This window comes from Aromatoleum bremense, from assembly GCF_017894365.1.
Lineage (GTDB): Bacteria > Pseudomonadota > Gammaproteobacteria > Burkholderiales > Rhodocyclaceae > Aromatoleum > Aromatoleum bremense.
Genome location: NZ_CP059467.1, coordinates 647,242 through 669,583, shown reverse-complemented (window position 1 = coordinate 669,583; position 22,342 = coordinate 647,242). Strand labels below are relative to the sequence as shown.

Here is a 22,342-nt window from a genome sequence, read left to right as displayed (position 1 = left end):
CAATTACTGGAACCGGTCCAGGCCCGCGAAGCCCATGAACGCGAGGCTCATGAATCCCGCGGTGATCATCGCGATCGCGGTTCCCTTGAAGGGCGCGGGGATGTCGGCGCCGTCCAGGCGCTCGCGGATGCCGGCAAAGAGGATCAGCGCCAGCGTGAATCCGATCGACGAGCCGAAGCCGAACAGCAGCGACTCCAGCAGGTTGTAGTCGAGCGCGACGCTCAGCAGCGGGACGCCGAGCACCGCGCAGTTCGTCGTGATCAACGGCAGGTAGATCCCTAGCACCTGGTGCAGCAGCGGACTCGTCTTCTGGATGACCAGTTCGGTGAGCTGCACGATCGCCGCGATCACGACGATGAACGACAGCGTGCGCAGGTAGGCCAGGTCGTACGGCTGCAGCAGGTAGTGGTCGATCAGGTAGCTCGTGCCCGAGCCCAGCGTCAGCACGAACGTCGTGGCCGCACCCATGCCGATCGCCGTCTCGAGTTTTTTCGACACCCCCATGAACGGACACAGCCCGAGGATGCGGACGAAAACGACATTGTTGACCAGGACCGCGCCGATGACGACAAAGATGTAACTACTCATGATCCAGTACCGGGTGTAATCGCGGGATTATCGCCGCCATCAGTCCGCTGCTCAAGCCCGGCCGGGTTATAGGCTTATGCCCGTTTGTGCCGCCCCGCGGCGCGCTCAGGCGCCGGAGGAAGCGGATGCGGCGGCGCGGCCGGAATCGGCGAAGTCGGTCGTGGCCCGCACGCATTCCCCGATGAGGGATGGACCGCGGTAAATGAGGCCGCTGTACACCTGCACCAGCGACGCTCCGGCGGCGAGCTTCGCGCGGGCGCTGCGCCCGTCGAGGACGCCGCCCGCCGCGATGATCGGCAGTTCGCCGGCGAGCGCTCGGGCGAGCTGAGCGACGACCGCGGTGGAGGCTTCGAAGACCGGCGCGCCCGACAGCCCGCCCTGCTGTTCGGCGTAGCGCACGCCCTGGACCTTGTCGCGCGCGATCGTGGTGTTCGTCGCGATCACGCCGTCGATGCGGTGGCGGCGCAGCGCGTCGGCGATGTTGATGACCTGGGGCGGCTCGAGATCGGGAGCGATCTTGAGCGTCAGCGGCACATAACGTCCGTGCCTATCCGCGAGTTGCTGCTGGCGCGCCTTGAGCCGGCCGAGGAGCTCGTCGAGCTCGGACTCGCCCTGCAGTTGCCGCAGGTTTTTCGTGTTCGGCGACGAGATATTGACGGTGACGTAGCTTGCCAGCGCGTAGACCTTGTCGAGGCAGGCGAGGTAATCGTCGGCCGCGCGCTCGATCGGCGTGTCGAAGTTCTTACCGATGTTGATGCCGAGGATGCCCCGGTATTTTGCCGCCTTGACGTTCGCGACCAGCGCATCGACGCCGTGATTGTTGAAACCCATGCGGTTGATGATGCCGCGCACTTCAGGCAGGCGGAACATCCGCGGGCGCGGGTTGCCGGGCTGGGGCCGCGGCGTGATCGTGCCGATCTCGAGGAAACCGAAGCCAAGGCGCGCGAGGCCGTCGATCGCCTCGCCGTTCTTGTCGAGCCCGGCGGCCAGGCCGATGCGGTTCGGAAAGCGCAACCCCATGACGTCGACCGGGTCCGATTCCGCCGGGGTTCCGGCGGGCAGGACGCGTCCGAAAAAATGCAGGGCGGCGAGGGAGAATTCGTGGGCAGTTTCCGGGTCGAGCGAAAACAGCAGTGGGCGGGCGATGTCATAGAGCATCGCGGGATTTTACCGGTTTGGAGGCCGCCCCGCTCCAGGGTTTTTGCCCGCTGCGCCGTCCTCTTACTCGGAGGTGCGATCGCGCAGCGGATCGATGTCGCGCCATTCTCCGCGCAGCCGGCCTTCGAGCGGATGGAAGCGGACTTTGTAAGCCATCTTGCGGCTTTCCTTGATCCAGTAGCCGAGATACAGGTACGGCAGCTTGAGGCGGCGGCACACCTCGATCTGCCACAGGATGCCGTAGGTGCCGTAGCTCGCGTGCATCTGGTCCGGATCGTAGAACGTATACACGCTCGACAGGCCGTCGGTAAGCCGGTCGATGACGCTGACCATGCGCAGCGCGTCGCCTTCACGGAATTCCACGAGGCGGGTGTCCACGTGACTCTGCAGCAGAAAGTGCGCGTACTGCTCGCGGTTGTCCTGGTCCATTCCGCCACCGGCGTGGCGCGACGCCTGGTAGCGCTGGTAGAGCGCGTAATGCTCCTCCGAATACGCGAGCGGCTGCTCGTTGGCGCGCAGATCGTGGTGCACTTTCCATGCGCGGCGCTGGCTGCGGTCGGGCTCGAAGCGCTTGACCGGGACCCGGACCGGCACGCAGGCGCGGCAGTGGTCGCAGTACGGGCGGTAGGTGAACATGCCGCTGCGGCGAAAGCCGTTGCGTACCAGCTCGCTGTAGACCGGCGTATCGATCAGGTGGCCGGGCGTCGCGACCTGCGAGCGCGCGACGCGATCCGGCAGATAGGAACAGGTGTAGGGCGCCGTGGCGTAAAACTGGATCAGCGCGTAGGGATAGTCCTTTTGCATGTTCGACCCGTCATGAAAAATTTCGGGAAATCTCCGCCGCTCCCTCGCAGCTCCAGCGTCCCGGCCCGGCGCCTTCGTTCGTCCAGCTTGCCAGGCCGGCGCAAAACTTGGCGCGCGGCATCTCCTCGGCGCCGAGCGACAGCAGGTGGGCTGTCGTCATCTGGCAGTCGATCGCGGCGAAGCCGAGCCGTTGCAAATGCACCGCGAGGTGCGCAAGCGCCACTTTCGATGCGTCGCTTCGGCGGCTGAACATCGATTCGCCGAAAAACGCTCTTCCCAACGCAATGCCATACAACCCGCCGACAAGCGTCCCATCGACCCACGATTCGACACTGTGCGCATATCCGAGTTCGTGCAGGCGCAGGTAGGCTTGCCGGATTTCAGCGCTGATCCACGTTCCGCCGCCAGGCTCGCGGGGTTCGGCGCATGCGGCAATGACGTCGGCGAAGGCGGTGTCGAAGCGGACGTCGAAGCGCTGCTGCCGGAGCGTGCGGCGCAGCGAGCGGCTGATCCTGAGACGCCCGGGGATCAGCACCAGCCGCGGGTCGGGGCTCCACCACAGGATCGGCTGGTCTTCGGTGTACCACGGGAAGATTCCCCGCCGGTACGCAGCCAGCAGCCACGCCGGCGAAAGCTCGCCGCCCGCGGCGAGCAGGCCGTCCGGATCCGCGAGCGCCTGCTCGACAGGCGGAAAATCCGGTCGTCCCGCAAGCCAGGGAATCATGCCGCGACGTGGACGAGCCGGTGCTCCTGGCGAGTGTGCACCGCGTCCTGCGAGTCTTTCTGGAACGTGACGACGTGATCGACATCGAGGCGGATGCCGATTTTTTCGCCGATCGCGTGATTGTGATGACTCGGTACCAGCGACAACACCCGCGCGCCGCTCGACAGCCGCAACGTATACAGGATGTCTGCCCCGCGGAACGCCTTGTGCACGACTTCGGCCTTCATCGCGCTGGCGTCGTCATGGACGATGTCGTCGGGGCGCAGCAGCACTTCCACCGTGCAGTCGCGGTCGCAGTTTGCGCAGCCGATTCCGCACTCGACGGGGATCGCGCTGTTCAGGACGCCGAGTTCCACTTTCACCTGGTGATCGTTCAACACCAGGCCTGGCAGGAACACGCCCTGGCCGATGAAGTCCGCGACGAAACGGTTCGCGGGCCGATGGTACAGGTTGTACGGCGTATCCCATTGCTGGATGCGCCCCTCGTTCATGATGCCGATCTCGTCGGCGACCGCGAAAGCTTCGTTCTGGTCATGCGTCACGAGGATCGCGGTGGTGCGTGTCGCCTTGATGATGTCGCGCACTTCGTGCGACAAGCGCTCGCGCAGTTCCACGTCGAGATTCGAGAACGGTTCGTCGAGCAGCAACAGGCTCGGGCGCGGAGCCAGTGCGCGCGCCAGGGCCACGCGCTGCTGCTGGCCGCCGGACATTTCATGCGGGTACTTGTGCCCCTGGTGGTCGAGGCCGACGATGCGGAGCAGTTCGTCGACGCGCTCGCGCCGCTGCGTCTTGTCCATGTCGCGCAGGCCGAACGCGATGTTTTCCGCGACCGAGAGGTGGGGGAACAACGCGTAGTCCTGGAACACCATGCCGATCCGGCGACGCTCGGGGGGCAGGTGGCGACCACTGCCGCTGACGACCACGCCGTCGAGCCGGATCTCGCCCGCGGCAACCGGTTCGAAGCCGGCGATGCACCGCAGCACCGTGGTTTTGCCGCAGCCGGACGGCCCCAGCAGGCATCCGATGCTACCCTTTTCAAGGCGCAAGGAGAGCTTGCGGACGACGCGCTGACCGCCGTAGGCGAGGTCGATGTCGGCGAGTTCAAGGTGAGACATGACGGATCCGATACAGTAGAAGATTTCGCACGGGCCATTATTGCATCGCGGCAATCCAAATGCGATCAATTATAATTCGTCACAGTTTGCTGCGCGGAAGGGTCCGCGGCACTGTGCGCCGGGAGTGTAATGAAGCTGCTAGGAGGGCTGGAGAGGCTGATACGGAATGCATCGTCGCTGACGCTCGGTGCGCTCCTCATCGCCGTGCTGATCGCGACGCCGGTGATATCGGTATTCTCGAACGTCTTCGCCGGGGGCACTTCCGGGACATGGTCGCACCTCGCAAGCACGGTGTTGCCCGAGTTCATTCGCAATACGGTAATCCTGTGCGTCGGCGTCGGGCTGGGTGTGTCGAGCATCGGCATCACGACGGCCTGGCTGACGACGATGCTCGATTTCCCGGGGCGGCGTTTTTTCCAGTGGGCGCTGGTCCTGCCGCTTGCGGTTCCGGCTTATGTCATGGCCTATGTCTATACCGATTTCCTGCAGTTTGTCGGCCCGGTGCAAAGCTGGCTGCGCGAGACCTTCGGCTGGCGCCCCGGACAATACTGGTTTCCCGACGTCCGGACGCCGGGCGGCGCGGTCGCGATGTTCATGTTCGTGCTCTATCCGTATGTCTATCTGCTCGCCCGCACCGCGTTCCTCGAGCGGGCCTCGGGCATGCTCGAAGCCGGACGTTCGCTCGGCCTCGGGCCGTGGGGCTGTTTCTTCCGCGTGTCGCTGCCGCTGGCGCGCCCCGCGGTCATCGCCGGGACCGCGCTGGCATTGATGGAGACCTTGGCCGACTTCGGCACGGTTGCCTATTTCGGCGTGCAGACCTTTACGACCGGCATCTACCGGGCGTGGTTTTCGCTCGGCGACCGCATCGCCGCGGCGCAGTTGTCGGCGGCGTTGCTGGCGTTTGTCGTGCTGGTCCTCGTGCTCGAACACGCCAGCAGGGGGCGGGCGCGCTTCAATAACACCTCGCGCCAGCAGGCGACGCCGGTCCCCATCCGCCTGTCGCCGCTTGTCGGGCTGGTGGCTGCGCTGGCCTGCTTCATGCCGCTGCTGCTGGGCTTTCTGCTGCCTGCCGGGCTGCTGCTCGACATGGCGTTCTCGGAAGGCGATGCTCAATTCGGCTCGCGCTTTCTCCACCTCGCGCGCAACAGCTTCGTCCTCGCGTCGGTGACCTCGGTGCTGGCGGTGGTGCTGGCGGTGGTGCTCGCCTACGCGGCGCGGCTCGCCCGTTCGCGACTGCCGCAGGTGCTCAACCGGGTCGTCGGCCTCGGGTATGCGGTGCCAGGTTCGGTGATCGCGGTCGGCGTGCTGATCCCGGTGACGCGGCTCGACAACCAGCTCGCGGCATGGTGGCAGGACGTGTTCGGCGTCAACCCCGGGCTGTTGCTGACCGGCGGCATCGCAGCCCTCGTGTATGCTTATCTGACGCGCTTCCTCGCGGTGGCCCTGCACACGGTGGATTCCAGCCTGGGCAAGATCACCCCCAGCATGGACGACGCGTCGCGTTGCCTGGGGCTTGGACAGTTCGGAACCCTGCGTCGGGTCCATGTGCCGATCCTGCGCGGCAGTCTCCTGACTGCGGGCCTGCTGGTTTTCGTCGATGTGATGAAGGAACTTCCCGCCACGTTGGTGATGAGGCCGTTCAACTTCGACACGCTGGCGACACAGGCGCACACGCTCGCATCGGACGAACGCCTGACCGAAGCCTCGACCGCGGCCTTGACGATCGTGGCGGTCGGGCTGTTGCCGATGTTCCTGATTTCGCGGCAGATCGTCCGCGGGCGACGGCGCACGCTGGAGGAAGCGGAAGTCTAGACGCCGCGGTGAGACCGCGACCTTAACGATGTGGAGTAGGACATGAAAGTACTGATGTGGTGCGATAACCTGGCGAGCCGGAGGGACCTCGAATCGGCATGGACGGCAGCCGGATTGACGGTGCTGAAGAAAAACACGGCCGAGGTGCCGGACTGTATCGTCATCGACATGGCGGTGCGCAACCCGTGCGTGCGCATCGCCGAGCTTCGTGCGGCGCATCCGCAGGTCGACATCATCGCGTTCGCGTCCAAGTTCGACGCCGAGGCGTTTGCGGCGGCCAAGGAGGCTGGCGCCACCGAGATGGCCGCGCAAAACTCGATCGTGGAGCGCATCACGCGGCGCGCGCCCAGGTGAACATGCAGCGACCGACTGCTGTCATGTCACCGGCTTGTGGCCGATTTGGCACAAACCGGCCGACTTTCAAAGCATCAATTCAGCGAACGATGAGATAATGCCGCGATGAACGCACCACAACCGACTTCCCCTCGCCGCCGCATGCAGGAACTCCTGGAGATCCCTGATAGCCAGCGGACCGAGGCCGAGTGGGACGAACTCATCGAACTCGAAATTTCAATGGCTCCGGGCAACCGTGAAGGTGCTCCGCAGCCTGGCGCCCGGCGCATGGATTCGGGAACGGGAGGGCCCCGCAAGCCGGGGCGACACGCGAAACCGGGCAGTGGCCAGCCGCGCTCCGGCCCGCAGGCGCCGAGACCTCCGGCCCAGCCGAAACCACCGCAGGGCCAGGCGAAACCGGCCGAAGACGGGCAACCCAGAAAACCGGCAAGAAAGTTCCGCAAGCGGCCGCCGAAGGAAACGCCACCGCAGTAAGGGGGTTGGCCGGCATCCCGCTCAGGGGAACATGATCCTGATCATCCCCGGTTTGCCGCCTCGGGCCGCGTTGTGGTCCATGATGTTCGGGATCCGGTCGACGATTTCTGGGTCTCCCTCGACTGTGCCCGCAAACGAACCCGTGCCGTTCCGGTTCAGCTCGCCGCGGCCGGCAACACGAATGCTCCCTGTCACCGTGTCGAGTTCGAGCGCCGTTCGTTTGCCGATCAGCCGCAGCGTGAGCAGATAGTCGCCGAAACGTTGCCCGGGCACGATATCGACGCCGGCATCCCGCCACGTGATTCGCAGTTCCCCGTTGCACAGGCCTTGCCAGTCGCACGCGATCGCCGGTGCCGAGAATTGCGCATTGCCGCGCCAACCGACGCGTGCCGCGGGGTGCGGGATCGCGTCGGCGATAAGCGCCGCCGGCAGGTCGAGATCGAGCCCGGACAGATCGGCGCCACTCACGGAGAACAGCAGTTGCGCCAGCGGCCTGCCTTGCTCTCCGAGTTGCAGCGACAGCGCGCTCCCGGTGGCGCCGAAGCGCCATGTGAGCGGCCGCATCGCGCGAAGTCGGCGCTGTCCGTCCGACGTGGCGAGCGTCCCGCTGCCGCGCCAGAAACTGCCTTCGGCGGCAGCGATGCGGATGCGTCCGTCGCTGGCCGATGCGACGACATGGTCCATGAGGCTCGCAGGCAGGCGCAGCAGCACCAGCGCAAGACCCAGCAGCAGAAAGAGCGCGAGCTTCTTCATCGGTCAGGGGTTCGCTGCGCGTGTCAGATCGATGTCGACGCTCACCGTGTCGCCCTGGGTGGCGATGACCGCACGCTGCGGCCGCAAACTCAGTTCCGCGTGCATGTCCGCGAGCCATTCGACCAGCACGTCGAAATCTGCTGTGCCCCGCACCTGCAGCGTTTCCCCGGACAGGGCGATCGACAGCAGCGGCAGTGCGCGCGATGCGGCAGCGGCTCGCGCAGCTTCGAGCACCGTCGGCATCGCTGCAGCTGCCGGGAGTGGTGTCCGGCGTAGTCGCTGCAGATCGGCCGCGTCTTCCTGCATGCGCGCCAGCTGGCTGCGCGCTTCGGGCAGGCGCCGGGCGAGCTGCGCGCGTGCGTCCCACGCCTGGTCCGCGATGCGGAAAAGGGCGCTCGCGCTGACGACGATTGCGGCGACCGCGAGTAGCTGCCGTTCGCGCGGCGAGCGCGTCGCGACTACGGCCGCGATGCGGGTCAGCGGGTTCATGGCTGGTTTTTCCTTGAAAGCGTCAGGCTCGGCGCCGCGCCGCCGGTGCTTCGAACAACGTAGCCCAGCAACGCGAAACGCTTTTCCAGCACCCCGATCCCGCTTGCCGACGCTGCATCGAGCGTAAGTTTCAGCTGCCCTGCTTCGTAATCGAGGGTGCGGACCGACGCGGGAGCCGCACTGCCGCCGATCTCGGTGTACGCGGACAGTAGCGCGAGCAGGTCGTCTTCGCGAAGTTCGCCGTGCAGGCTGCGGGCTTGGTCCAGATGGCGGCGCAACTGCAGTGCGGGGGCGATCGCCGGCGTGTCGGGGACCGCGGTGATGAAGAGCCGGCGCATGCGCTCTTCGATGCCGTCGAGCTCGTGGCGCTGCCACAGTACGGAGGCAAGGTTCACCGCGGCGAAGACCCCGACCGCCACGGCGGCGAGAATCAGCGGCCGGCGCAATGCCTGGCGCCCGGCCGACCCCCGCTGCGAGGGGGCGAATTCGCCGTGCAGCAGATCGGCACTCCCAGCCGGGGTTTCCCACCATCGATATGCCGCGCCGGCCTCGACCCTCAATCCGGCCACTGTGCCGGCAAGCGCTTCCGGCTCCGTGCTTCGCGGCGCCGTGGACGCACGCCGGACCTCCAGGGCATCCGGTTCGGCGCCGCTCGCGCGGGCCTGCATGAGCGCATGCACGAGGATCTCGGCGAGCGCGCCGGCATCGGCGACGAACGCGTGCGTCGCGTCGACGCGCAGGATGCCTCCGCCCGTCGGGCCGAGCGCCAGCGTCCAGTGCGATCCGCCATCAGGGACCGCCTGCAGTTCGGCGACCGCGCGCAGCGGCAGGCGGCCGACTTCGGCGAGCCGGGCGAGCACGGTGCGAAGCCGCGCGCGGCTGATCACCAGCACGCCCGCCTCGAGCCCTGCGCCATCGGGGCGTTGATGCGTCACCGCGAGGTGCTGTGCATCCACGTCCTTCAGCAGCTGGGTTTCGAGCGCGTAGCGCAGCAGCCGCTCCTGTTCGCGGCGCGCGGCTTTCGGAATGCGGGTCTCGAATGCGCTGCATTGGGCGCCGCCCAGCACGAGTTCGCAATGCGGCACGACTGGCCAGTGCGCGGGTTCCGAGTGGCCTTCCTGCACGATCCGGTTGCGCTCATCGAGCAGCACCCACGGCGCTGACGGGGCGGCGGGCCAGGTTTCGTCGATATAGATGATGAGTCGTTGGGTCATAGGATGCGTTGCCACAGGATGGTGGGCCAGGTTTCACGGCGATCCAGCAATACTTCCATGCGGACCACTGCGCTGCCGAAACCGGATCGCCCGATGATGGCAAAGTGGCGGCTCCTGACGTCGAGCCCCGTCTCGGGTGGCTGCGCGCCGGGCGGCAGACGGGCCGAAAAATCGGCCAGATCGCGGAACCACGCGCGTTCGCGTTCGGCGACAAGGATGCGGGCGTCGTTGAGTTCGAGATCGGTGACGACCGCGGCCAGCACTTCGGCGGGTGCGGTGTTGACGTTGATTCGGCTCGGGGCCGGCAGCGCGCTGACGAAAGGGGTGAGCCGGTGGACGAGTGCTTCGTCGAAACCGGCGACGAAGCGCAGTTCGGCCACATCGAGCAGTGATCCATTCGCGCTCGACCCATCATGTGCATCGGACGATGCGAGGCCGCTTTCGTCGTCACGGTCCGCACGGTGGCCGATCCAGTCGACGACGGCCTGCGCGAGCCGGCCGGCGTCTGCCGGTGCGACGCCGAGCGTCGCCAGCAGCCGCCCGAACTGGGCCAGCGCAACTGGGTCGGCCTTGCCGTCGGGCACCAGATTGTTCAGGTTGAAAAGGCCGGAACGATCGCGGATCTCGCCGCCGACTTCGCCTTCGCCGACCGGTGTCGGGGGCACGCGAACCGCCCACATTTCCTTCGCGTGATCGACGTTCGTGCGCTTGAAGTCGTCGGCCAGCACATTGCGCGCCCAGTCCACCGCCCCGCGGGCGAGCAGCCGCGCCTGCGCCTGGTCCTGGCGGCCGGCGACGCTGTCGAGCGAGCGGCCGAAATCGCCGAGTGCCGCGGCCGCCAGTCCGGCGGCGAGCGCGACGCTGAGCAGCGCAAGGATCACGGCCGCGCCGCGTTGGGAACCGGCCTCAGCGCAGCGCATACAGGCGGGTCAGGGTGCCGGCCCCGGGCAGGTCGAGCTGCAGTTCGACGCCAGCGGGAATGCTGCCGGGGCTGGAGCCGGGCGGCCAGTGATCCAGCCATCCGTCGCTGCCGAGAAAGCGCCAGCGCACGGCGCCGACCGTATCGAGGAGCGTGTCGACCCGCGGCGCTTCGTGCGCGTCGCGTCCGGGCCAGCGCAGCCATTCGAGGCGCGCCCCGGCATGGCGGAACGCGATGCGGCGCGCCGTGTCTGCGGACGACAGGCTGAGGAGCCGCAATTCGCTGTCGCCGCCGCTGCGGTGCAGTTCGATGGCGGCAGCGCGGCCAGCGACCGGCCGCGGTGCGGCGAGCTGCTGCAGGTCGGTCTCGATGAGGTTCAGCGCGCGCTCGATCGCGCGCCAGCGTTCGAGATCGCTGCCGAGCCGCTGCCGGCTGTCGATCAGTTGCGCCGTACCGCGGTAAGTCAGCGTGCCGAGCACCGCGAACACCGCCAGCGCGACGATCAGCTCGATCAGCGTGAGTCCATGGGGGCGGGCGCTCATCGCAGCGGCCTCGCGACGAAAGCGGAAAACCCGGCGAGGGCCGTCGTGCCGGATTCGCCGAACACCTGCACTTCGACCCGGCGGAACAGCGGGTTCGGCGTCGGGTGGATTTCTTCGCGCCACAGGTAGCGGCGGCCGGCCTGCATCGCTTGTCCCGCGTTGCGTCCGAGAGCCGGCCACGCGGCGGTCGCGCGCAGTTCGGCGAGGCGGTTTTGCGCAACCCAGCCGGCCAGCGTGCGCTCCTTGAGCGCTGCGGCCGACTGCACGGTGTTGCCGACTGCACGCAGCGCCGAGGTCATCGCGACCGCGAGGATCGCGAGCGCGATGACGCATTCGAGCAGCGTGAAGCCGGCGGGGCGCTTCATGCGCCGCGCTCCGCCGACCGCTGCTGGACGACCGCCCCGGTTTCGCTGCCCGACAGCGTGATGTCGCCTTCCGGGGCGTGCAGCACCAGCTCGAAGCGCGGCGCGCGGGCGCCGAACACGAGACGCTCGGCCGGCCGGCCCTCGACACGCAATTCCCAATGCATCTGCTGCGGCAGGAGTCTTTCCGCGAACACGGGAGGCTCGTCGAACGCGACCCAGCGGCCGTCCGCGTCGAGGGCGCTGAAGCGATAGCCGTCCGGCAGCAATTCCATCGCGATCGGCCGGCCGCGCACCTGCGCGCGCTCGGCGCTGGCCTCGAGCACCCAGCGCAGGCGCTCGGCGGCGAGCGCCGCATCCCGGCCGCGCAGCGCGTCGAGCCCGAGCGACGCGCCCGCGACGGCGATGCCGATGACGATCATCACCACCAGCAGTTCGACGAGCGTGAAACCGCTCCCCGTGCGGTGGCCGGACCGCCTCGCGGCGCGCCGCTCAGAGATTCCAGGAGCCGATGTCGGCATCGAAACCTTCGCCGCCGGGCGTGCCGTCCGCGCCCAGGCTCATCACATCGACGTCGCTCTGCAGCCCTGGGTTGAGGTACTGGTAGGGGGTGCCCCAGGGATCGTTCGGCAGACGTTCGAGGTAGGACTTCCAGCTGTCCGGCTGCGGCGCCGCGGCGGGGCGCTCGACGAGCGCCCGCAGGCCCTGTTCGCTGGTCGGGTAGCGGCGGTTGTCGAGCTTGTAGAGTTTCAGCGCCTGCATCAGCGAGGCGATGTCCTGCTTCGCAGCGACGACGCGAGCCTCGTCGGGCCGGCTCATGACGCGCGGCACGACCAGCGCGGCGAGCACGCCGAGGATGACGATGACGATCATCACTTCGATGAGCGTGAAGCCGCGGCAGCGGCAGCGGGGGAGGGTGGAGCGGTGCGGCATTGTTCGCTTACCTCAGCAGGGTGTTGATTTCGATGATCGGCTGCATCACCGCGAGCACGATCGCGAGCACCAGCGCGCCCATCGCGAGCAGCAGCGCGGGTTCGAGCAGGCTGGTCAGCACCGCGGTGCGGTTTTCCAGTTCCTGCTGCTGCAGCCGCGCGGCGCGTTCGAGCAGTTCGTCGAGGCGCCCCGTGGCTTCGCCGTTCGCGATCATGTGGATCAGCAGCGGCGGAAACGCCGCAGTGGCGCCGAGCGCCCGCGCGAGGCCGTGACCTTCGCGCACGCGCTCGGCCGCGTCGCGCACGGCGTCCTGCAGCGGCAGGCGCGTCATGACTTCGCGGCCCGCCTCGAGCGCCGGCAGCAGCGGCACGCCGCTGCCGGTGAGGATCGCCAGCGTGCTCGCGAAGCGCGTCGCGTCGAGCGTGCGCAGATGGCGGCCGAGCACCGGCAGGCGCAGCAGCCGCGCGTCCCAGCGCCGTTGCACCGAAGGATTGCGCAGCAGCATGCGGGCCCACAGCCCCAGGCCGCCGGTGGCGACGAGCACCAGCCAGCCCCATTCGCGCAGGAGGGCGGACAGGCCGATCATCGCGCGCGTCAAGAGCGGCAGCGCCTGCCGGCTGTGCTGGAATACCGTGACGACCTGCGGCACGACGTAGGTCATCAGGCCAATCACGACGAGCAGCGCGACGGCCGCGACGATCGCCGGGTACAGCAGCGCCTGCAGCGTTTTCTGGCGCAACGCGCTGCGCCGCTCGAGGTAGTCGGCGAGCTGCATCATCACACCGGGCAGCTCGCCGGACTGCTCGCCGGCGGCGACCGAGGCGCGGTAGATCGTCGGGAACGCGGCCGGGTAGCGCTCGAGCGCGGCGCGCAGGCCGTAGCCGGCGAGGATCTCGGAGCGCACGCCGGCGAGGATCTGGCGCGTCGCTTCGCGCTCCGCCTGTTCGATCAGCGCGGCGAGCGACGCATCGACGGTGAGGCCGGAGGCGAGCAGCGTCGCCCATTGGCGCGACAGCAGCGTGAGCTCCGCGTCGCGCAGCCGGCCCGACCTGCGGGAATGCCCGGCCGCGCCGCGCATGTTCGCCACGTCCAGCGGAAACAGGCCGCGCTCGCGCAGCAGGCCGCGTGCGGCGCGTGCGGTATCGGCTTCGAGCACGCCGGCGCTTTCATGTCCGGCGTCATCGACGGCACGGTAGCGGAACGCGGTCATGCGGCGTCAGTCCTTCGTCACCCGCAGCAGCTCTTCGGCCGACGTGAGGCCGTCCGCGAGATAACGCAGGCCGTCGTCGCGCAGGCTGCGGGTGCCGGCGCGACGGGCGTGTCCGCGCAGCTGCGCTTCGTCCGCGCCGTCGTGGATCAGCCGTGCGAGCGCCTCGTCGGTGACGAGCAGTTCGTAGAGGCCGCTGCGGCCGCTGTAGCCGGTGTGGCTGCAGGCGGGGCAGGCGTGCGCGGTCCACAGCGTCGCCGGGCAGGCGTCGCCGAACGCGGCGGCCTCCGAGGCGGTGGCCGGCGCCGCCTCGCGGCACGCCGGGCACAGCCGGCGCACCAGCCGTTGCGCGAGCACGCCGCGCAAGGTCGAGGCGAGCAGGAACGGTTCGACGCCCATGTCGGCGAGGCGCGTGACGGCCGACGGCGCGTCGTTGGTGTGCAGCGTCGCGAGCACGAGATGGCCGGTGAGGCTCGCCTGCACCGCGATCTGCGCCGTCTCGAGGTCACGGATCTCGCCGATCATGATGACGTCCGGGTCCTGGCGGAGGATCGCGCGCAGCGCCCTCGCGAACGTCAGGTCGATGCGCGGATTGGCCTGGATCTGGCCGACGCCGGGCAGGTCGTATTCCACCGGGTCTTCGACCGTGACGATGTTCATCCGCGCGGCGTCCATCGACTGAATCGCCGCGTACAGCGTCGTGCTCTTGCCGGAGCCGGTCGGGCCGGTCACCAGCACGATGCCGTGCGGCTGCCCGAGCAGCGCGCCGAACGAGGCGCGGGTGTCCGGTGCCATGCCGAGCGCATCGAGCCCGAGCTGCGCCGTGCTCTTGTCGAGCAGGCGCAGCACGATGCGCTCGCCATGCGTTGTCGGCAGCGTCGACACGCGCACGTCGACCTGGCGCCCGGCGAGCCGCAGGCCGATGCGCCCGTCCTGCGGCAAGCGTTTTTCGGCGATGTCGAGGTTCGCCATGATCTTGATGCGCGACGCCATCGCCGCGTGCAGGCCGCGATGCACTTCGGCGATGTCGCGCAAAATGCCGTCGCGGCGCAGCCGCACCAGCGAGCGGCGCTCGTACGGTTCGATGTGGATGTCCGAGGCGCCGTCGCGCACCGCCTGCGTCAGCAGCGCGTTGATCATGCGGATGATCGGCGCGTCGTCCTGGCTGTCGAGGAGATCGGCGACCGCAGGCAGTTCGGTGATCAGTTTCGACAGATCGATATCCTGACCCGCATCGGCGATGACTTCGGCGGCGCTGCTGTCGGTGCCGTTGTACGCGTCGGCCAGACGCGCCTCGAACACCGCGCGCGTGACGCGCGTAATCGAGACCGGGACGCCGAGCGTGCGGCGCACTTCGGCGAGCGCGGCGAGGCTCGCGTCGTCGCGCAGCACGAGTTCGGCCGACGCGTCGCTGCGCCCCGCGACGAGTATGCCGTGAGTGCTGGCAAAACCGTAGGGCAGGGGCGCGGCGTCATTCACGGGTTGACCTGCTCCGGAGTCCGGCCCGGCTGCGGCGCGGTTGTGACGAAGGGCGGCGGCGTGGCGCGTGCGGGCGCGTGCGACACCGGGACGGCCGGGGCCGGGCTGCCGGGCGCGGGCAGCTCCGGCGGCGTGTTCTCGCCGCGCAGCAGTGCGTTCGGTGTGGCGACGCTGCGCTGCTGCCCGATGATGTAGTCGTAGCGCGCGTTGGTGATCGCCGAGTAGCTGTCGCTGTTGCGCAGGATCACCGGGCGCAGGAACACGACGAGGTTCGTCTTCGTGCGCCGTCGCGTGTCGTAGCGGAACAGGCTGCCGGCGAAGGGGATGTCGCCCAGCAGCGGCACTTTTTCCTCGCCCGAGCTGTAGTCGTCCTCGACCAGGCCGCCGAGCGCGATGATCGCGCCGTCGTCGACGAGCACGGTCGACTGGATCGAGCGCTTGTTGGTCGTCGGCCCGGCCGAGTCGTCGAGGGTCGGCACGACCGACGAGGCTTCCTGGTAGATGTCGAGCCGGATCGCGCCGCCTTCGGAAATCTGCGGCCGCACCTCGAGGGTCAGGCCGACGTCGCGGCGTTCGATCGTCTGGAACGGATTCGCCGGCGTCGTGCCGCCGCCGGTATTGGCATACTGGCCGGTGATGAACGGCAGGTTGCGGCCGACGACGATCTTCGCACCTTCGTTGTCGAGCGTGACCAGGCTCGGCGTCGACAGGATGTTGGTGCGGCTGTCGGTTTCGAGAAAGCGCGCCAGCAGGCTGAGGTTGAAGACTTCGACCATCTGCCCGTTGATCGGGACTTTTACCGTGCCGCCGCCGAGCAGGAAGTTCATCCCCTTGCCGACCGAGCCGATGTTCTGCGCCGCGCCGATGATGTTCTGCCCGGCACCGCCGAAGTTCGTGCCGCCGAAAAAGGTTGAACTGCTGCCGGCGCCCGGGGTGTTCGCGCTCTGCCACTGGATGCCGAACTCGGCGGCGCGCTCGGTCGAGATCTCGGCGATCAGCGCCTCGATATACACCTGCGCGCGGCGCCGGTCGAGCAGGTCGATGACATGGCGCAGGTTGCGGTAGATCGCTTCCGGCGCGACGATGATGAGCGCGTTATTGACGGGGTCGGCCTGGATCATGCCGCCGCGATCGGACGCGTTGCCGGGTTCCGGCGAGGGGCGGTACGTCGCCGGGGTGAGGCCTGCGCCCTGCGTCGTCATCCGGTCGGGTGTCGACGCGCCCAGCGGGCCGGGCGAGGCAGTGCTGTCGGTCGAGGAGGGTGCCGAACCGTCGCCGGCAAGGGCGCCGTTCAGCGTCTGCGCGACTTTCGTCGCTTCGGCGTTCTTCAGGTAGACGACATGGATGTTGCCGCCCGCGCCGGGGCGGTCGAGCGACGCGACGAGCTGGCGCAGCGCGCTGATCCGGGACGGATTTTCGGTCCTGACGAGTAGGCTGTTGGTGCGCGCGTCGGGCACGACCTGCACGCGCTGGCTCGCGTCCCCGGCGTTCGCCACGCTGCCGTTTCCGGCCCCGTCATTCATCAGGCGGTTCAGCGTCGCGGCCAGATCGACCGCTGCCGCGTGCCTGAGTTCGAGCACGTGGACGTCGCCCTGCGGAACGTCCACCGAATCGATGATGCGCGCGATGCGCGCGACGTTATCGGCATAATCGGTGACCACCAGCACGTTGTTCGACGGGAACGCGGTGACCGTGTTGTTCGGCGACACCAGCGGGCGCACGACGGCGAGCATCTGCGTGGCCGATTCGTTGCGCATCGCAAAGACCTGCGTGACGAGGCTGTCGCCCCGCCCGCGCAGCGCATCCTTGCCGACCGGCACGCCGTGCAGCTTGGCGTCGGCTTCGGGCACGATCTTCGTCACGCCCGGCCCCTCGACCGCGGTGTAGCCCTGCAGTCGCAGCGCCGACAGCAGGATCTGGTATGACAGGTCGCGCGACACCGGCGTGTTCGTGACGATGTTCAGCGTGCCCTTGACGCGCGGATCGATGAGGAAATTCTTCCCCGAGATCTTGCCGATGGCCTTGATGACGGCATCGATCTCGGCATTCGCGAAATTCAGCGACACCGTGTTGTCCTGCGCGGCGACGGCAAGCGGGGAAAGGGAAAGCAGGCCGAGCGTCAACAGCAGGCCGCGCGCGCGAGTCATCAGGGTCATGGGCACAGGGTTCGCTAGCGGTCCGGTTTTCCAGTTGCAGTTGCGACAGCGGGCGAGCTGCCGGGCGATTGCGGCAATTCCAGATGGAGCGTCCGGGTGATGCCGCTGCGTTCGATCTCGACGCGGTCGGCATGGATCCTCGCGAGTCGGGTGTGCGGCGCGAGCGTTTCCCCTTCGGTCGCGGGGAAGACGCCGCCGCCTTCGGATTTCAGCAGGGCAAAACCCCGATCGCTACCGAATCCGGTCGCGACGCCGATGAGCGTGTACGCGGGGCTGTCAGCCGTCGGTCCCGAGGCTGTGCGCGTCGCGACGACGAGCGGCGCGCTGTCGACGATCTTCTGCGCTGCCGTGGCCGGATCGGCCGAGGAACGGAAGGTGGCCGAGATATTCCCGGGGGCGGCAAAAAGCAGGAAAGAATCCGCTGCGACCCACGCCGAAACCGATAATGCAGCGATCCATGCGAACGTCGCCGGCCAGCGACCGAATCGCATGGAAGAAAAGCGTTTGAGCATCAGGAGCGACGTGCTGCCTTGAACGAAGGGCGCATATTACTCCTTCGTTTGCGGATGCAGGAATACGGCAGATGATGACGAAAAAAAGCCGCCCTGCAGGGCGGCCGTGGTATCAGCAATACCGGATACCGTTTAGCGGAAACCGGCGCGGTCGTAGATGCGCTGGGCTTCGGCGGCGGTCTTCGCCAGATCGCCGACGGGCAGCGTGTCCGCCTTGAAGTCGCCGAGGGCGTCGAGCGCCGGGTTCACGACCTTCACACTCTTGACCACCGGCCACTCGTTGTTGCCGTCGGCGAAATACTTCTGCGCACTGTCGGAGGCGAGGTATTCGAGGAACTTGACGGCGGCAGCCTTGTTCGGGGCGTGCTTCAGCATCCCGGCGCCGGAGATGTTGATGTGCGTGCCCCAAGTCTTTTGGTTCGGCCACACTGCGCCGATCTTCGCGACGACCGCCTTGTCCTCTTCCTTCGTCGAGTTCATCAGCCGTGCGAGATAGTAGCTGTTCGCGATTGCGACACCGCACTCACCGGCGGCGACCGCCTTGATCTGGTCGGTGTCGCCGCCCTTCGGTGCGCGGGCGAAATTCGCGACGAGGTCGCGCGCCCACTTCTCGGTCTTCTCGGTACCTTCGTGATTGATCAGCGCGGCGCCGAGAGAAATGTTGTACGGATGGCTGCCGGAGCGCGTGCAGACCTTGCCTTTCAGCTCGGGGCTGGCAAGGCTGGCGTAAGTCTGGACCTGTTCGGGCTTCACCGTTTCCTTGTTGTAGACGATCAGGCGCGCGCGGGTCGAATACGAGAACCAGTTGTCGGTGCGCAGGTGCGCCGGGATGCGCTCTTCGAGCACCTTCGACTTCACCGGAGCGAAGATGCCGAGCTCGTCGGCCTTCGCCAGGCGCGACGCATCGACGGTGATGAACACGTCGGCCGGGCTGTTCGCGCCTTCGTTGCGGATCCGCTCCAGCAGCTCGTCTTCCTTGGCCTCGATGCGGTTGATCTTGATGCCGGTCTGCTTCGTGAAGTCCTGGTAGAGGGCTTCGTCGGTCTGGTAATGGCGGGCGGAGTAGAGGTTCAGCTCGTTGTCCGCCGCGTGTGCGTGGACCGCAGTCAGGCCGAGGCCGATCAGGACGGAGGCAAGGAGGGTCTTCTTCATGACTTGGCGCCTTTGTGTGTGGATCGATGGCGGCATAATAACGATAACAATTCGCAGTTGCAATCCATTCGTATTAGCGGCAATATGGATGCGAATAATTCTCACTAAGGAGATTCGCATGAACGCCCTGATCGTCGGCGCCGACCGCCTCGGCAACATTCCGGACGTGCTCGCGGGGTTCGGCATCCGCATCGCGGCCCACGTCAGCGGGCGCGACAGCGCGCATCAGCGCCGCAGCGCGCCGCTGCCGGCAGGCATCCAGATGGTGATCCTGTTTACCGATTTTCTCGGACACAACGTGATGCAGCGTTTTCGCGAGGCCGCCAGCCGCGAGGGCGTGATGCTGGTGTGCTGCCGCCGGTCGGTGTGCGCGCTGCAGCAGGCGCTCGGGCGCCGCATCGAGCAGGCGGACTGCGAAGGCTGCCGGGGCGGTTGCGCGACGCGCAGGAAGTGATCGGGGGGCCGCCGTCTAGCGGGGCAGCAGCGCGTCGGCTTCCGGCAGCAGGCGGCGGGCGCCGTTGAAGCGCTGGCTCCAGTAACGCTCCCCGATCTCGTCGATGCGCACCCGGCCGCCGCTTGCCGGCGCATGCAGGAAGCGTCCCCCGCCCATGTAGATGCCGACGTGCGAGAACGTGCGCCGCATGGTGTTGAAGAATACGAGGTCCCCCGGTTTCAGGTCCTGCAGGCCCACCTTGTCGCCGAGGCGCGCCATTTCCCGCGCGGTGCGCGGAAGATTCAGCCCGAGCGCGTTGCGGAACACGTTCTGCACGAGGCCGCTGCAGTCGAGCCCGGTCGCGGGGGAATTTCCGCCGAAGCGGTAGCGGATACCCAGATACTCCATCCCCTGGTTCATAAGTTCCTGAGCGGCGTTGCCGTAGCGCTCGATCAGGTCGACAGAGCCGTTCTCCGCAGGGGTATCGCTTTCTTCCGCCGCCGCTGCAGGTGTCGCGGCAGCAAACGCGAGGGCGATCAGCAGCGCGGCGAGGACGCCGATGCGGGACAGCGTCCCGCGGGGAGCAGCGCCTGGATGTTTCACGCCTGTCGTCTCAGATGGCGGCACGAGCGCTCCAGTTCTGCGAGGCTGCGCGGGGTCTTGAGCCCGAGCGCGAGCGCCCGCGCCTGGGCGGCGAGCATCAGCTGGGCAATCGCCCACGCGTCGCCGAGTGCATGGTGGCGCTGGAAGGTCTCGATTCCGAACGCTTTCATCCAGTCCGCGAGGCGGGCGGGATGATCGATGAGTTCGCCGTACAGGGCCGGCAGCAGCCAGTGAAGATCGAGCCAGGTCCATTCCGGCTTGATCCCGAGGTGTTCGCCGAGGGCGCGTTCGAGCAGGGTGCGGTTGAAGCCCGCATTGAAAACCACGACCGGACCCGCGCCGCAGAAGGTCAACAGGTTGATCAGCGCGGTCGCCGGGTCGGGTTCGAGTCTCGCGTAATAGCTCTCGGTCGGCGGCAGCAGTCCGCAATCGACTGCGATTGCGCCGACCGCGAGGAGGCGGTCGGCGTCGAGGTCCAGCCCTGTCGCCTCGGTATTGACGATGACGTAGCGGGCTTCGAAGTGCGCGACGCCCAGGTCCGGCTCGGGCGCGGCCTGCCAGTGCGCCAGCGTCTCGCGCAGCGCGATGTCGAGCGCGGTAATGTCCGCCCGGTTCGAGAGCAGTCGCGTGAGCCAGTTCATAGCTGGTAGTCGAGCTTTAGCCGAAGTTGGAGCTTGCGAGCCTGGCGAAACGCTTCCTTGAGGATGCGACGGTCGAGTTCATTGAGTTCGTCGGGATTGATGCGGTTGTCGCCCGGCGAATCGTGTTCGGTTTCGAGATGCTGCGAGCGCAGGCGCAGCAACTGGATGAAGTGGAAGCCGTCGATCAGCGCGGCGATTTCCTCGGCCTGCATTCCCATCTTCGCGCCGGCCTGGCGCAGGCGCTGGACGGTGCTGCTCGAAGCGACGCCGGTGCGCAGCGCAAGGATGCGGGCGACGTCGACAAACAGGCGGGCGCCGCATTTTTTCAGGTCGATCGTGCCGTCGTCGTCGAGCACGAAATCGCGGATGCGGCCGAGCGGCGGCGCGACCTGCAGGGCGTTCACGGCCATCATGCGCAGGAAAGCCGTATTCGCTCGCGCGGTGTTGTTCAGCCAGGTGCGCAACTGGTCGCCCAGCCGTTCGTTGCCGCACAGCACGCGGTAATCGAAGAAGATCGACGCATTGAGCAGCGCCTGCGGGTCCGGTTCGCGGATCCAGTCGCCGAAACGCCCTCGCCATTCCTCGAACGTCAGGCATAGCTCCGGATTGCTCGCCATGATGTTGCCCTTGCACAGCGGAAAGCCGCAGGCCGCGAGGTTCTCGTTTACCTCTTTGGCGAATGCGAGCAGGCGCTTGCGCAGGGCTTCCCTGTCGGCGTCTGGCGGGCTGACGAAGATCACGCCGTTGTCCTGGTCCGACGACAGGGTCTGTTCATGCCGTCCTTCCGAGCCGAATGCGAGCCAGGCGTAATCGATGCCGTGGATGTCGTGGCGGGCGGCGGCGAGGTCGATGATGCGGCGGGTGAGCGCATCGTTGAGCGCGGAGATGAACTGGGTCAGCTGTTCGGCGCCGACGCCCTGGGCGATCAGGTTCAGCGCGAGCTGGCGAATGTCGCGGCTCGCCCGCTGCAACCCCTCGACGTCCTCCGCGCCCTCGATGCCGGCGCGAACCTGGCGCAGGCTGATGCGCTGCAGTGAGAACAGGTCCCGCTCGGACACGACTCCCTTGAGCCTGTCGTCGCTGTCGGTGACGAGCAGGTGGCGCACGCCATGCGTCGCCATCTCGAGCGCCGCGTCGTACGCGGACGCCGAGGCCGGCATCCGGTGCGGATCGCGGGTCATCACCTCGCTCACCGGACGCTGCAGGTCGATCGCCGGCAAAACGATGCGCGACAGCAGGTCGCTCTGCGTGAGGATGCCGACCGGGCGCTGTTCGGCGTCGACGATCACCATGCAGCCGAGGCGCATTTCGGACATCTTTTCGAGCGCCGCGCGGATCGACGTTCCGGGTGTGACGAAGATCGCTTCCTTCTTCACGAGTTCGCCGAGCGGCGTGGTCATCGTCTGCTGCTCGGCGGCGCGCTGCGCGAAACTCGTCTGCAGCTGCTGGCGCGACTGGTTCAGCAGACTGGCGATGTACTGGGTGCAGAACAGGTGGAACACCGAGCTCATCTGCATGAGCTTGAGAAAGTCTTCGGCCGGCAGCTGGTAGATGAAGCTGTCCTCGACGGCGACGTAGCTGTTCGTCGACGGGCGCTGTGCCGAAATCGCGCCGATCGGAAAGCATTCGCCCGGCCCGAGCGTCATCGTCGTGTAATCCGTGACGGTTGCCGGGCCGAACTGGCGCGCCTGCACCTTGCCGCGCTGGACGATATGGAAATGCCGCGGCTGCCCCATCTCGGGCGTCAGGATCTCGCTGCCCCGGGCATGAAACGCCAGCACTGCACGCTCGGCGAGGAAGTCGAGCGCGTGCGGCTCCATCCGGTTGAAGGGCGAGAAGCGCTTGAGAAAATCCGAGCTGGCGCCGATCAGCATCCCGGCGGCGGTGGCGGTCATGGGGCTCTTCCGCACAAAAAACC

Annotated in this window: 24 protein-coding genes; 3 read left to right on the top strand and 21 right to left on the bottom strand. The window is 67.5% G+C overall.

Going from position 1 to position 22,342, the window contains the following annotated elements; translation table 11 throughout:
• Window positions 1-3 precede the first annotated feature (3 nt).
• The 5 genes from rsxA to pbN1_RS03065 form a co-directional block, all read right to left on the bottom strand.
• Window positions 4-588, bottom strand: coding sequence for an electron transport complex subunit RsxA (gene rsxA / locus pbN1_RS03085; RefSeq protein ID WP_169202294.1), 585 nt, complete (start codon window positions 586-588; stop codon window positions 4-6).
• Window positions 589-693: 105 nt separating this feature from the next.
• Complete coding sequence (locus tag pbN1_RS03080; protein WP_169202293.1) at window positions 694-1,746, bottom strand: quinone-dependent dihydroorotate dehydrogenase; 1,053 nt, start codon at window positions 1,744-1,746, stop codon at window positions 694-696.
• Between the two features lie 63 nt (window positions 1,747-1,809).
• Window positions 1,810-2,550: an arginyltransferase gene (locus pbN1_RS03075; protein WP_169202292.1), complete on the bottom strand. Its 741-nt coding sequence runs from the start codon at window positions 2,548-2,550 to the stop codon at window positions 1,810-1,812.
• A gap of 10 nt (window positions 2,551-2,560) precedes the next feature.
• Complete coding sequence (gene aat, locus pbN1_RS03070; protein ID WP_169202291.1) at window positions 2,561-3,274, bottom strand: leucyl/phenylalanyl-tRNA--protein transferase; 714 nt, start codon at window positions 3,272-3,274, stop codon at window positions 2,561-2,563.
• A complete protein-coding gene (locus pbN1_RS03065; RefSeq protein ID WP_169202290.1) occupies window positions 3,271-4,389 on the bottom strand; it encodes an ABC transporter ATP-binding protein in 1,119 nt (372 codons plus the stop codon). Before pbN1_RS03065 ends, aat begins: the two co-directional genes overlap by 4 nt.
• 129 nt (window positions 4,390-4,518) lie before the next feature.
• Here pbN1_RS03065 and pbN1_RS03060 point away from each other — a divergent pair, with 129 nt between their 5' ends.
• Window positions 4,519-6,201 carry an ABC transporter permease gene (locus tag pbN1_RS03060; RefSeq protein ID WP_169202289.1) on the top strand — a complete coding sequence of 561 codons (1,683 nt, stop codon included), beginning with the start codon at window positions 4,519-4,521 and terminating at the stop codon, window positions 6,199-6,201.
• Between the two features lie 42 nt (window positions 6,202-6,243).
• Window positions 6,244-6,555, top strand: coding sequence for a hypothetical protein (locus pbN1_RS03055; protein ID WP_169202288.1), 312 nt, complete (start codon window positions 6,244-6,246; stop codon window positions 6,553-6,555).
• Window positions 6,556-7,050: 495 nt separating this feature from the next.
• Here pbN1_RS03055 and gspN read toward each other — a convergent pair whose 3' ends face one another.
• The 13 genes from gspN to pbN1_RS02990 all read right to left on the bottom strand — a co-directional run bounded on the left by gspN (window position 7,051) and on the right by pbN1_RS02990 (window position 18,747).
• Complete coding sequence (gspN, locus tag pbN1_RS03050) at window positions 7,051-7,782, bottom strand: type II secretion system protein N (RefSeq protein WP_169202287.1); 732 nt, start codon at window positions 7,780-7,782, stop codon at window positions 7,051-7,053.
• A gap of 3 nt (window positions 7,783-7,785) precedes the next feature.
• The gene (gene gspM, locus pbN1_RS03045) at window positions 7,786-8,271 is read right to left on the bottom strand and encodes a type II secretion system protein GspM (protein ID WP_169202286.1); all 486 of its coding nucleotides are present in this window, start codon (window positions 8,269-8,271) and stop codon (window positions 7,786-7,788) included.
• A complete protein-coding gene (gspL, locus tag pbN1_RS03040) occupies window positions 8,268-9,485 on the bottom strand; it encodes a type II secretion system protein GspL (RefSeq protein WP_169202285.1) in 1,218 nt (405 codons plus the stop codon). Before gspL ends, gspM begins: the two co-directional genes overlap by 4 nt.
• Window positions 9,482-10,405: a type II secretion system minor pseudopilin GspK gene (gspK, locus tag pbN1_RS03035; RefSeq protein WP_248279774.1), complete on the bottom strand. Its 924-nt coding sequence runs from the start codon at window positions 10,403-10,405 to the stop codon at window positions 9,482-9,484. Before gspK ends, gspL begins: the two co-directional genes overlap by 4 nt.
• Window positions 10,392-10,946, bottom strand: coding sequence for a type II secretion system minor pseudopilin GspJ (gspJ, locus tag pbN1_RS03030; RefSeq protein WP_169202283.1), 555 nt, complete (start codon window positions 10,944-10,946; stop codon window positions 10,392-10,394). Before gspJ ends, gspK begins: the two co-directional genes overlap by 14 nt.
• Window positions 10,943-11,311, bottom strand: coding sequence for a type II secretion system minor pseudopilin GspI (gene gspI / locus pbN1_RS03025; protein ID WP_169117039.1), 369 nt, complete (start codon window positions 11,309-11,311; stop codon window positions 10,943-10,945). The genes gspJ and gspI overlap by 4 nt, the downstream gene beginning before the upstream one ends.
• Window positions 11,308-11,829, bottom strand: a complete 522-nt coding sequence (locus tag pbN1_RS03020; RefSeq protein WP_169202282.1) for a prepilin-type N-terminal cleavage/methylation domain-containing protein — start codon at window positions 11,827-11,829, stop codon at window positions 11,308-11,310. The genes gspI and pbN1_RS03020 overlap by 4 nt, the downstream gene beginning before the upstream one ends.
• Window positions 11,801-12,241: a type II secretion system major pseudopilin GspG gene (gene gspG / locus pbN1_RS03015; RefSeq protein WP_169202281.1), complete on the bottom strand. Its 441-nt coding sequence runs from the start codon at window positions 12,239-12,241 to the stop codon at window positions 11,801-11,803. The genes pbN1_RS03020 and gspG overlap by 29 nt, the downstream gene beginning before the upstream one ends.
• A 7-nt stretch (window positions 12,242-12,248) precedes the next feature.
• Window positions 12,249-13,451: a type II secretion system inner membrane protein GspF gene (gene gspF / locus pbN1_RS03010; protein WP_169202280.1), complete on the bottom strand. Its 1,203-nt coding sequence runs from the start codon at window positions 13,449-13,451 to the stop codon at window positions 12,249-12,251.
• Between the two features lie 6 nt (window positions 13,452-13,457).
• Complete coding sequence (gene gspE, locus pbN1_RS03005; RefSeq protein ID WP_169202279.1) at window positions 13,458-14,927, bottom strand: type II secretion system ATPase GspE; 1,470 nt, start codon at window positions 14,925-14,927, stop codon at window positions 13,458-13,460.
• Window positions 14,924-17,083: a type II secretion system secretin GspD gene (gene gspD / locus pbN1_RS03000; RefSeq protein WP_169202278.1), complete on the bottom strand. Its 2,160-nt coding sequence runs from the start codon at window positions 17,081-17,083 to the stop codon at window positions 14,924-14,926. Before gspD ends, gspE begins: the two co-directional genes overlap by 4 nt.
• Window positions 17,084-17,097: 14 nt before the next feature.
• Window positions 17,098-17,574 (bottom strand): type II secretion system protein N, encoded by a 477-nt coding sequence (locus pbN1_RS02995; protein ID WP_169202277.1) that lies wholly within the window; start codon window positions 17,572-17,574, stop codon window positions 17,098-17,100.
• A gap of 153 nt (window positions 17,575-17,727) precedes the next feature.
• Window positions 17,728-18,747 carry a Fe(3+) ABC transporter substrate-binding protein gene (locus pbN1_RS02990; protein WP_169202276.1) on the bottom strand — a complete coding sequence of 340 codons (1,020 nt, stop codon included), beginning with the start codon at window positions 18,745-18,747 and terminating at the stop codon, window positions 17,728-17,730.
• A 118-nt stretch (window positions 18,748-18,865) separates the two neighbouring features.
• Here pbN1_RS02990 and pbN1_RS02985 point away from each other — a divergent pair, with 118 nt between their 5' ends.
• Window positions 18,866-19,201, top strand: coding sequence for a DUF2325 domain-containing protein (locus pbN1_RS02985; protein WP_041646396.1), 336 nt, complete (start codon window positions 18,866-18,868; stop codon window positions 19,199-19,201).
• A 15-nt stretch (window positions 19,202-19,216) separates the two neighbouring features.
• On the opposite strand, the gene pbN1_RS02980 is transcribed toward pbN1_RS02985, so the two are convergent.
• The 3 genes from pbN1_RS02980 to pbN1_RS02970 are packed head-to-tail and all read right to left on the bottom strand — an operon-like array spanning window position 19,217 to window position 22,319.
• Entirely contained in the window at window positions 19,217-19,783 is a 567-nt protein-coding gene (locus tag pbN1_RS02980) for a C40 family peptidase (protein ID WP_244857141.1), read from the bottom strand.
• A complete protein-coding gene (locus pbN1_RS02975) occupies window positions 19,780-20,424 on the bottom strand; it encodes a 3'-5' exonuclease (RefSeq protein WP_169202275.1) in 645 nt (214 codons plus the stop codon). Before pbN1_RS02975 ends, pbN1_RS02980 begins: the two co-directional genes overlap by 4 nt.
• Window positions 20,421-22,319 (bottom strand): DUF294 nucleotidyltransferase-like domain-containing protein, encoded by a 1,899-nt coding sequence (locus tag pbN1_RS02970; RefSeq protein WP_169202274.1) that lies wholly within the window; start codon window positions 22,317-22,319, stop codon window positions 20,421-20,423. The genes pbN1_RS02975 and pbN1_RS02970 overlap by 4 nt, the downstream gene beginning before the upstream one ends.
• Between the last annotated feature and the right edge of the window lie 23 nt (window positions 22,320-22,342).